Here is a 9,302-nt window from a genome sequence, read left to right on the forward strand (position 1 = left end):
GCGTCCAGTGATTGACCTTCGCGTGATGCTCGGGATGCGTCGCCGCGGGAGCCGAAGAATCGAGATGCCCGGGGGCAACAGCTTGCTGTTCTGCCATGATTTTCTTAGCGGCTCTTTCCCGCGGACGCCTTTTTAGTGTGCGCTGCGAATTCGAGGAGAGACAATCCCTCCCAGAGCGCGATCAGCAAAAGTCGATCCTGCCTTGCGTCCAATTACGCCTTAAACCTTTGAAATTGCGCAAGAACAGATCGTCGAACCGTTTTCGGTGCGGCGGATCCCTGCACGAGCCGGTGGGGCGTTTGYGGCGCCGGCGCGGCGGGTCTCTAACACATCGCGTGCGAGCTTAAAACGGAATCTGCGCGGTGGTTCCACCAAAGTCGCGGACGGCAGGTCTTATTCGGCAGCGTTTCTGGTGCCGGTGCCATAGCGCTTCTCGATGTAGTCGAGGACGAGCTTCTGAAAGTCTTGCGCCAGCGTCGCGCCCCGCAAGGTGACGGCCTTGCGCCCATCGATGAACACCGGCGCGGTCGGTTGCTCGCCGGTCCCTGGGAGAGAGATGCCGATATCGGCGTGTTTGGACTCGCCCGGGCCGTTGACGATGCAGCCCATGACCGCGACGTTCAGCTCCTCGACGCCGGGATATTGCTCCCGCCATCCCGGCATCGACGTCGAAATCCAGGTCTGAATGTCCCGGGCCAGTTCCTGGAACACGGTCGAGGTGGTCCGGCCGCAGCCAGGGCAGGCGGCGACAAGCGGGACGAAGGTGCGGAAACCCATCGTCTGCAAGAGTTCTTGGGCGGTCCTGACCTCCACCGTGCGATCGCCTCCCGGCTCCGGGGTGAGCGAATAGCGGATCGTATCGCCGATCCCCTGCTGCAGAAGGATGCCGATGGCGGCCGAGGAGGACACGATGCCTTTCGTCCCCATGCCGGCCTCCGTCAGGCCAAGGTGGATGGCGTAATCCGAGCGCTTGGCGAGGTCCTGATAGACGGCGATGAGATCCTGCACCGCCGAGACCTTCGCCGAGAGGATGATGCGGTCTCGCGCCAGGCCGATTTCTTCGGCGCGGGTCGCGGAGAGCAACGCCGATTGGATCATTGCCTCACGGGTCACCCAGCGGGCGTCGCGCGGCCGGGCCGAGGCGGCATTCTCGTTCATCAGGTGAGTCAGGAGTTCTTGGTCGAGAGATCCCCAGTTGGCGCCGATGCGCACGGCTTTACCATGCCGGATCGCCATTTCGACGATGGCGCCGAACTGCTTGTCCTTCTTTTCCTTGAATCCGACATTGCCGGGATTGATACGGTACTTGTCGAGGGCTTCGGCACAGGCCGGGTGATCGGCCAGAAGCTGATGGCCGATGTAATGGAAGTCGCCCACCAGGGGGACGGTTACGCCGAGCCTGTCGAGTCGCTCGCGGATCTTGGGCACGGCAGCTGCCGCTTCATCGCGGTCGACAGTGATCCGGACGAGTTCAGACCCCGCCTGCGCCAGCGCCGCGACCTGGGCCACGGTGGCATCCGCATCGGCGGTATCCGTGTTGGTCATGGATTGCACGACGATCGGCGCGCCGCCGCCGACCAGCACCGACCCGACCTGAACACCGACGCTACGGTGGCGCGGGGCGGGTCCGGCGACGTCGCTCGCAGACAATTCGGGAGAAGGTGAGGTTACGGAAGTCATCAAGCGTTCCACGACGGCAGATCGAGCCTGCCGTCGTTTAGCTGAAGCCTAATCGCCCGTCCGTCAAGCGTGGCGGACGATGAGTCGGGGATGCGCGAATGTCTCAGTTCGCCTGCACCCGGCAATGCGTGCATTGCCCGGTGATCTCGAGCACTTTCGCCGTCGGCCGGAAGCCCTCGTCGGACAGGAGATTCGCGACATCGTCCGTCAGGGTTTGCGCGGTCGCTTCGTCCACGCCGCCGCAATCGTCGCATATCAGAAGCGCAACCACCTCTCGCGGGTCACCGCCGCTGAGGCTCGCCACATAGGCGTTCTTGGTCGTGAGGCGACGGGCGAGGCCCTGTTCGATGAGAAATTCGAGAGCGCGGTAAACGGTGATCGGGGCGAGCCGTTCACCCGCAGGAGCAAGCACTTCGGCCAACTCGTAGGCTCCGAGCGGCCGGTGCGTGGCGTACATCGCCTCCAGCACCCTGCGGCGAATGGGCGTCAGCCGGGCGCCGTTGGCGCGGCAGATGGCTTCGGATTGAGCCAGAGCCTTGGGCGCGCGCTCAGCTTGGCGGAGAGCGTGTGCACAAAGAGTGGCGTGCCTTGGGGTTTCGATGCGAGCAAGTGAACCGGACATGATTGAACCTGTCGTTGTGCTGGGCTGCGCCTGTCGGTTGAGCCCGTTCCAATTCCTGTTCGTTTATAGAGGTAATGTACTATCCTTTCATAGAGCTATTTGTGCAACCCTGGATCACTTCAACCTTGCATGCACGCAAAGTCGCGCAAAGGCGCTCGCTAGGTGAATCGCCACACGCTCGTTCGTTTGATCTCGGAATCCTCGAGGGTGCGGGTCACCGGCACCTGATAGGTCGCCACCGCGGCGAGACGCTCCTTCGGCAGGTAGGAGCGCCCGGGATCGCCGAGCAATACCCCGGCACCGCGTTCGCCCAGGGCGAACAGCCACGCGACGACCCTTTTCGCGAGGTCCTGTTCGTAGCAGATGTCGCCGGCGAGTACGACGTCCCAGCCGTCGTCCGAGCCGACGAGATCGGTCTGGCAACGCGAGATCTCAACGCCGTTCGCCTCCGCATTCAGGTCGATGGCGGCGATCGCGAACGAGTCGATGTCACAAGCAAGCACGTTCGCGGCGCCGGCTTTCGCGGCAGCGATGGCCACGAGGCCGGAGCCCGAGGCGAAGTCGAGAACCCGCTTGCCCTTCACGATCTCGGGATGATCGAGAATGTAGCGCGCAAGCGCCTGACCGCCGGCCCACGCAAAGGCCCAGAACGGCGGCGGGAGACCAATGGCGCCGAGCTCTTCTTCGGTCCGCTGCCACAGGTCGGTGGCCTCGTCCGCGACGTAGATGGCGATCTCGGGTGTGTGCGGTACGGGGCGGAGCCGGGTCTCGCGTTTGATGAAACCGGCGGGGTCGTCGATCATGCCGACAGCATGGCGCGATAGAGGCGCTGCACCGCGTCCATTACGTCACGTTCAGTAAAGCCTGAGATCACGCGGAGGCGCGCCGCCGCGCCCATGCGTGCGACCATGTCCTTGTCCGATGCGAGCGCGACAAAGATGTCGGCGAGGGCAGTTGCTTCGGGCGTCGCGGCGATGCGTCCCTCGATTCCATCGCGAACGAGTGCGCGGCAACCTGGAACGTCCGTCGTCACCAAGGCCCGTCCGCAAGCGGCGGCTTCGAGAAGCGTGCGCGGCAGGCCCTCGCCTCCTCGCGAAGGAAGGCAACCGACATGATGGGCGCGATAGATCGCGGCGACGTCGAGCGTCGGCCCGTGCCAATGAATGCCAGGTTCTTCGCTCCAGCGCCGGAGCGTCTCCTCCGGGATTGCCTTCGGGTTCGAGGGGTCGGGGGCGCCGTAAAGGGAAAGTTCGATCGCAGCACCTCGAGCCCTCGCCAGCATGACGCCCTCGACGGCGAGATCGATGCCTTTCGACCACAGCATCCGTGCCACGAGGGCGATTTTGAGGGGTGGCTGTGAGGGGAGCGGGGCCGGCGCGAAGTGCTCGGGGTCGACGCCGGCGCCACCGACGATCGTCACATTGGCGGCCGCAGGATCGAGACCGAGGCGCTTTGGGTCGTCGGGGTTCTCGAACAGAAAATGGGTTTTGGCCGTCGCCAAGCCGCGCACCAACACGCGAATCGCGCGCTGCGCGAGGCGACCCACGATATCCGTTCGGGCACCGAGAAAGCCGAGGCCCGTCAAAGCGAAGATCCGCCGCTCCACCCCTGCGAGCATTGCCGCGAAGCCGCCGACCAGGATCGGCTTCAACGCGATGCAATGAATGATATCGGCCCGCTCCGCCTTGAGGATCGAGGCCAGCTGTCCAGCCGCGTACCCGGCCGCCATGGGATTGAGGCTGCGGCGCTCGGCTTCGAGCGCGATGACTTTGGCGCCGGTCGCTTCGATGGCGTCGCGATGGTCGCGCACCCGACAGACGACGCGCACGGCGAACCCTTGCTCCTGGGCGGCGCGCGCCATGGGCAGAAAATGCGACGCGAAGAACCAATCCTCGGTGACAACGAAGACGAGTTTTCGTCCACGGGGATCGGAGGCGTCTTGCGGGTCGGAAGAGGAAGCGGGCACGGAACGTCCAGAGCGAGATTGCAAGCTCTTCTAGTGCATGATCCGCCGAAGGGGAAACGGTTCGCGAGCCGAGCCGGAGGGAACCGCCTGTCACGATTCTCGTTGGCACCTCGCCGCTCCAAACACAGCTCCCCTTGGAACCCGCGAGGACATGTTGCTCGATCAAGCCCCGGCCCGGGACGACGTCATCGACCCCCGCGATGCGGCGGAGACCGTCGGTCTCCTTTATGTATCCGACGAGGACCCTGGGATCCGGAGAAAAAAGGCCGGCACCGGCTTCTCTTACGCCGGCCCCAGCGGCGCCAAGGTGAAAGACAAGGCGACGCTCGACCGGATCAAGGCGCTGGCGATTCCGCCCGCCTACACGGACGTGTGGATCTGCGCCAAAGCGAACGGTCACATCCAGGCGACCGGCCGGGACGCCAAGGGGCGCAAGCAATACCGCTATCACGCATCGTTTCGCGAGATTCGCGAAAGCACCAAGTTCGAGCACATGCTGGAATTCGCCCGATCGCTCCCGGCGCTCAGAAAAGCGATCGATGCGCATATGAGCCTGCGCGGGCTACCGCGCGAGAAGGTTCTCGCCACCATCGTCCATCTGCTCGAAACGACCCTGATCCGTGTCGGCAATTCCGATTATGCCAAGCAGAATAAGAGCTATGGCCTGACGACGTTGCGCGTTCCCCACGTGGAAATCGATGGTTCGGAATTGCGGTTCCAGTTTACCGGCAAGAGCGGCAAGTCCTGGCGGCTGAAGATCAAGAACCGGCGCGTGGCGAAGATCGTCCGCGCCTGCCAGGACCTGCCGGGTCAAGCCCTCTTCCAATACCTCGACGACAACGGCGATCGGCAATCGGTCTCGTCCACCGACGTGAACGCCTACTTGCGCGAGATCACCGGCCGGGACGTGACCGCCAAGGATTTTCGCACGTGGGCCGGGACGGTGCTCGCCACCATGGCCTTGGCGGAATTCGAGGCGTTCGACAGCGAGGCCAAGGCCAAGAAAAACATCAGGGCGGCCGTCGAGGAGGTCTCGTCCCGGCTCGGCAATACCCCGACGATCTGCCGCAAATGCTATGTGCACCCGGATGTTTTCGCGTGTTACCTGGAAGGCGATCTCCTCGCGAGCATCAAGGAGCAGGCCGAAGCGGAGCTTCGCGAGAAGCTTGACGGCCTCAAGCCGGAGGAAGCGGCCGTGCTGTCCTTCCTGCAGCGGCGCCTGACGAAGGAAGTCGCGAAAAAGGGAAGCGCCTCGGGCCGATCGCGCCGGCGCGGCGCATAGCCACAGGCAACGCTCGAATTTGCCCGTGTGACGGTCTCTGACGGATCCCCTCGCGGTCTCGAGCTTGGCGGGAGTTTGGGCGGGCGGGTCCCCAAAATGAACACATTCTTTGGCGACCTGTCCCGCCGCAACGGGCCATTTCGTCGATTTTCGGCCCCAAGGGCGCGTGACCGTCCGCATTGCCAATGCGCTTGCGAAGTGGCCGATTCCACCGGAGAGCGCGGAAACTATCTTTTGAGAAAGCGGGCACCTTTTTTTGACCCGCGGTTGACATAGTTACATGGAATATGGTTACAAAAGATCGTTGCGTTACGTAAACCGCGATTGATAGGGGCCTTAAGGCACAAACCGGAGTATCTTAGACGCCATCCGTAGGATGGGGTCCCGGAATCCGATTGCTGCGAGCCTCGATAGAATCGTCCCGTAAGGAAAACGCTCCGCTCCAAATGCCCATCCGTGCCTTTCGGTGGTGTAATAGGGATCGGTCAAGAGTCGTCTAGGAACGTCAAATGAAGCAGTCAACAAGACCAAGAGAAGACAGCTCGGAAGTGACCGATGCTCTGAAGGTGTGTCTCCCCTCGTTCGGTGGGGTCGCCATCTTCTCGGCCATCGTGAACATTCTGGCCCTGACCGGCTCGCTGTACATGCTGCAGATCTACGATCGGGTCCTGTCGAGCCGGAGCGTGTCGACCCTCGTCGGTCTGTCCCTCATCGCTCTGGCGGCCTACGTGCTCTCGGGTGCGCTGGACACGATCCGCGGCAAGATGCTCGCCCGCATCGGTGCCCGGTTCGACGAGATCCTGGCGCGGCGTATTTTCGACCTCGTCGCGACGATGCCGCTCAAGGGCGCCAAGCCCTCCGAGAGCCTTCAGCCCGTTCGCGACCTGGATCAGATTCGTAACTTCCTTTCCGGCATGGGACCGACGGCACTGTTCGACATGCCGTTCATGCCGATCTTCTTCCTCGGCTGCTTCATCATTCACCCCTGGCTCGGCATCATGTCGGTCTGCGGCGGTGTCGTGATCGTGCTCCTGACGCTGTACACGGACGCGAAAAGCCGCGCCCCCATGTACGAGCTCACCAAGAGCGGCGCCGAACGGCACGCGCTGGCCGAAACCAGCCGCCGCAACGCGGAAGCCGTCCGAGCCCTCGGCATGACGGGCTTCCTCGGTACCCGTTACGACAAGGTGCATACCCGCCACGTGGATGATGGCTTGCGCGTCAGCGAATCCTCGTCCGTCATGGGCGCCTTCGCCAAGATCTTCCGTATGGTCCTGCAATCGGGCATCCTGGGTCTCGGCGCACTTCTGGTCATCGATGGCCATATGTCCGCCGGTTCCATGATCGCAGCCTCGATCATGATGTCCCGCGCACTCGCCCCGATCGAGATCGCGGTGGCGAACTGGAAGGGCTTCATCGGCGCACGCCAGAGCTATCATCGCCTGGAGCGAATCCTGTCGCTGGTGCCCGCTCAAGGTAAGCGTCTGCCGCTTCCCGCGCCGGTCAACGAACTCTTTGCCGAAGACATCTATGTCGGCGCTCCGGGTTCCAACCAGGCGATCGTGCAGGGCGCGTCGTTCCAGCTGAAGTCCGGCCAAGGCCTTGGCCTCATCGGACCCAGCGCCTCCGGCAAGTCGAGCCTGGCTCGTGCACTCGTCGGCGTCTGGCCGACCCTGCGGGGCGAGGTCCGCGTCGATGGCGCTGCCCTCGACCAGTGGGAATCCGACAATCTCGGACGTCACATCGGCTATCTGCCGCAGGATGTGGAATTGTTCGACGGCACGATCGCCGAGAACATCTCCCGCTTCCAGCCCGAGGCCGCTCCCGAGGCGATCATCAGGGCCGCCAAGACTGCCGGCGCCCATGAACTGATCCTCAATCTGGCGGATGGCTACGATACGCATATCGGCGAGGGCGGGGCGTCCCTGTCGGGCGGACAGCGCCAGCGCGTCGCGCTGGCTCGCGCCCTCTACGGCGACCCCTTCGTCGTCGTGCTCGACGAGCCGAACGCCAGCTTGGACGGCGCCGGCGACGAAGCCCTGAACCAAGCGATCCTGTCGGTTCGCGAACGGGGCGGCGTCGTCGTCATCATCACCCACCGTCCTGCTGCCCTCGGCAACGTGGATCTCGTGGCGATCATGGAAGAAGGCCGCATCAAGGCTCTCGGCCCACGGGACGAGGTTCTGCAGGCCGTCATGAAGCGCAACAACGCAACGCCGGCTCCGCGGCCAGCCGCTGCGCAAGGCACGTCCCTGAGGGAGGTCGGCTAATGCTCGTCCTATCAAACGCTCCGGCTCCCAAGCCGTCGACCCATCAAAAGAAGCTCCGCTATCTCAATCGGCTGGGTCTCTCCTGCATCCTGTTGTTCGGCGGAACGATCGGCCTCTGGGCCGCCACCACGAACCTGTCGGGCGCAGTGGTTGCCGGTGGCCAGTTCGTGATCGACTCCAGCGTCAAGAAAGTTCAGCACCCCACCGGCGGCATCGTCGGCGAGCTGAAGGTTCGTGAAGGCGATCGCGTCAACGCTGGCGACCTACTCGTGCGTCTCGACGAGACGGTGACGCGGGCCAATCTTCAGGTCGTTTCCAAGCAGCTCGACGAACTCCTGGCGCGCCAAGCGCGTTTGGAAGCCGAGCGCGACGGGGCCGGCCACATGGATTCGCCGGTCGAATTCGCCGATCGCATGACCGAGCCGGCTATTGCCAAGATGGTCGCCTCCGAGCGCACCTTGTTCGAGGCGCGCAAAGCGACCCGCGAGAGCCAGAAGGACCAGTTGAAGAAGCGCATCTCGCAGTTCCAGGACGAGATCCGTGGCCTTTCGGCACAGCAGGATTCGAAAGCACGCGAAGCCGAGTTCATCAAAGAAGAACTGAAGGGCGTTCGCGATCTCTACCAGAAGAATCTGGTTCAGTTGCCTCGCCTCAACGCGCTGGAACGCGACGCTGCGCAAATCGAAGGGCAGCGTGGCCAGTTAATCGCGGCCGTGGCGCAATCCGAAGGTCGCATCGCCGAAACATCGCTGCAGATCATTCAGGTCGACGAGGAAATGCGCGCGACCACGCTGAAAGAACTCCGCGAGGCTCAGGCGCAGATCAACGAATACACCGAACGTAAGGTGGCTGCGCTCGATCAGTTGAAGCGTATCGACATCCGCTCGCCGAGCACGGGTTTCGTGCATCAGCTGAATGTGCACACGGTCGGCGGCGTGATCTCGCCGGCGGAACCGGTGATGCTGATCGTGCCGACCAACGATGTGTTGGACCTTGAAGCGCGCGTGCAGCCGTCGGAAATCGACCAACTGCGCCTCGGCCAAGCGGCGACGATCCGCATTCACGCTTCGAATGCCCGCTCGACGCCCGAACTGCACGGAACGCTGTCGCGAATTTCGGCCGACGTTTCCCGCGATCAGCAGACCGGCGCGTCGTTCTACACGATCCGTGTCGCAATCCCGGCGGACCAGCTCAAGAAATTGGGCGAGCTGAAGATCCTGGCCGGCATGCAGGCGGAAGTGTTCGTCGAGGTGAACGAACGGACGCCGTTCCAATATCTCATGAAGCCCGTGAGCGAACAATTCGCCCGCGCCTTCCGCGAGCATTGATCGCCGCATCAAACTGAAAATCGTTGAAAGGCCCGGTTGCAAAGCCGGGCCTTTCGCTTTCTGGGGTCTTTTGTTCTCCGAATCCTTGCGCGATATGAGCACAGGATTGAAACCTTGCGCCGCCTCGGGAGTTTAAAGCTTAGCCATTCGGGCG

At 63.2% G+C, this 9,302-nt stretch carries 7 protein-coding genes; 3 read left to right on the forward strand and 4 right to left on the reverse strand.

From position 1 onward, the window contains the following. Positions 1 to 393: 393 nt before the first annotated feature. The 4 genes from ispG to AC1DT3_RS05950 form a co-directional block, all read right to left on the reverse strand. Positions 394 to 1,680 carry a flavodoxin-dependent (E)-4-hydroxy-3-methylbut-2-enyl-diphosphate synthase gene (gene ispG, locus AC1DT3_RS05935; protein WP_477464325.1) on the reverse strand — a complete coding sequence of 429 codons (1,287 nt, stop codon included), beginning with the start codon at positions 1,678 to 1,680 and terminating at the stop codon, positions 394 to 396. Between the two features lie 103 nt (positions 1,681 to 1,783). After that, positions 1,784 to 2,302: a Fur family transcriptional regulator gene (locus tag AC1DT3_RS05940; RefSeq protein ID WP_477464326.1), complete on the reverse strand. Its 519-nt coding sequence runs from the start codon at positions 2,300 to 2,302 to the stop codon at positions 1,784 to 1,786. A 158-nt stretch (positions 2,303 to 2,460) separates the two neighbouring features. After that, positions 2,461 to 3,105: a class I SAM-dependent methyltransferase gene (locus AC1DT3_RS05945; RefSeq protein ID WP_477464327.1), complete on the reverse strand. Its 645-nt coding sequence runs from the start codon at positions 3,103 to 3,105 to the stop codon at positions 2,461 to 2,463. Then, positions 3,102 to 4,268, reverse strand: coding sequence for a glycosyltransferase family 4 protein (locus AC1DT3_RS05950; protein WP_477464328.1), 1,167 nt, complete (start codon positions 4,266 to 4,268; stop codon positions 3,102 to 3,104). Before AC1DT3_RS05950 ends, AC1DT3_RS05945 begins: the two co-directional genes overlap by 4 nt. Positions 4,269 to 4,419: 151 nt before the next feature. Here AC1DT3_RS05950 and AC1DT3_RS05955 point away from each other — a divergent pair, with 151 nt between their 5' ends. The 3 genes from AC1DT3_RS05955 to AC1DT3_RS05965 all read left to right on the forward strand — a co-directional run bounded on the left by AC1DT3_RS05955 (position 4,420) and on the right by AC1DT3_RS05965 (position 9,148). Further along, positions 4,420 to 5,550: a DNA topoisomerase IB gene (locus tag AC1DT3_RS05955; RefSeq protein WP_477464329.1), complete on the forward strand. Its 1,131-nt coding sequence runs from the start codon at positions 4,420 to 4,422 to the stop codon at positions 5,548 to 5,550. Positions 5,551 to 6,059: 509 nt separating this feature from the next. After that, positions 6,060 to 7,820, forward strand: a complete 1,761-nt coding sequence (locus tag AC1DT3_RS05960) for a type I secretion system permease/ATPase (RefSeq protein WP_477464330.1) — start codon at positions 6,060 to 6,062, stop codon at positions 7,818 to 7,820. Beyond that, positions 7,820 to 9,148: an HlyD family type I secretion periplasmic adaptor subunit gene (locus tag AC1DT3_RS05965; protein ID WP_477464331.1), complete on the forward strand. Its 1,329-nt coding sequence runs from the start codon at positions 7,820 to 7,822 to the stop codon at positions 9,146 to 9,148. Before AC1DT3_RS05960 ends, AC1DT3_RS05965 begins: the two co-directional genes overlap by 1 nt. Positions 9,149 to 9,302: the final 154 nt, after the last annotated feature.

Source organism: Microvirga sp. P4_G7, assembly GCF_056401005.1.

Coding starts and splice junctions, on each gene's coding strand:
- AC1DT3_RS05960 (WP_477464330.1), top strand. CDS start 6,060: ATGAAGCAGTCAACAAGACCAAGAGAAGACAGCTCGGAAGTGACCGAT.
- AC1DT3_RS05940 (WP_477464326.1), bottom strand. CDS start 2,302: ATGTCCGGTTCACTTGCTCGCATCGAAACCCCAAGGCACGCCACTCTT.
- AC1DT3_RS05945 (WP_477464327.1), bottom strand. CDS start 3,105: ATGATCGACGACCCCGCCGGTTTCATCAAACGCGAGACCCGGCTCCGC.
- AC1DT3_RS05965 (WP_477464331.1), top strand. CDS start 7,820: ATGCTCGTCCTATCAAACGCTCCGGCTCCCAAGCCGTCGACCCATCAA.
- AC1DT3_RS05955 (WP_477464329.1), top strand. CDS start 4,420: ATGTTGCTCGATCAAGCCCCGGCCCGGGACGACGTCATCGACCCCCGC.
- ispG (WP_477464325.1), bottom strand. CDS start 1,680: ATGACTTCCGTAACCTCACCTTCTCCCGAATTGTCTGCGAGCGACGTC.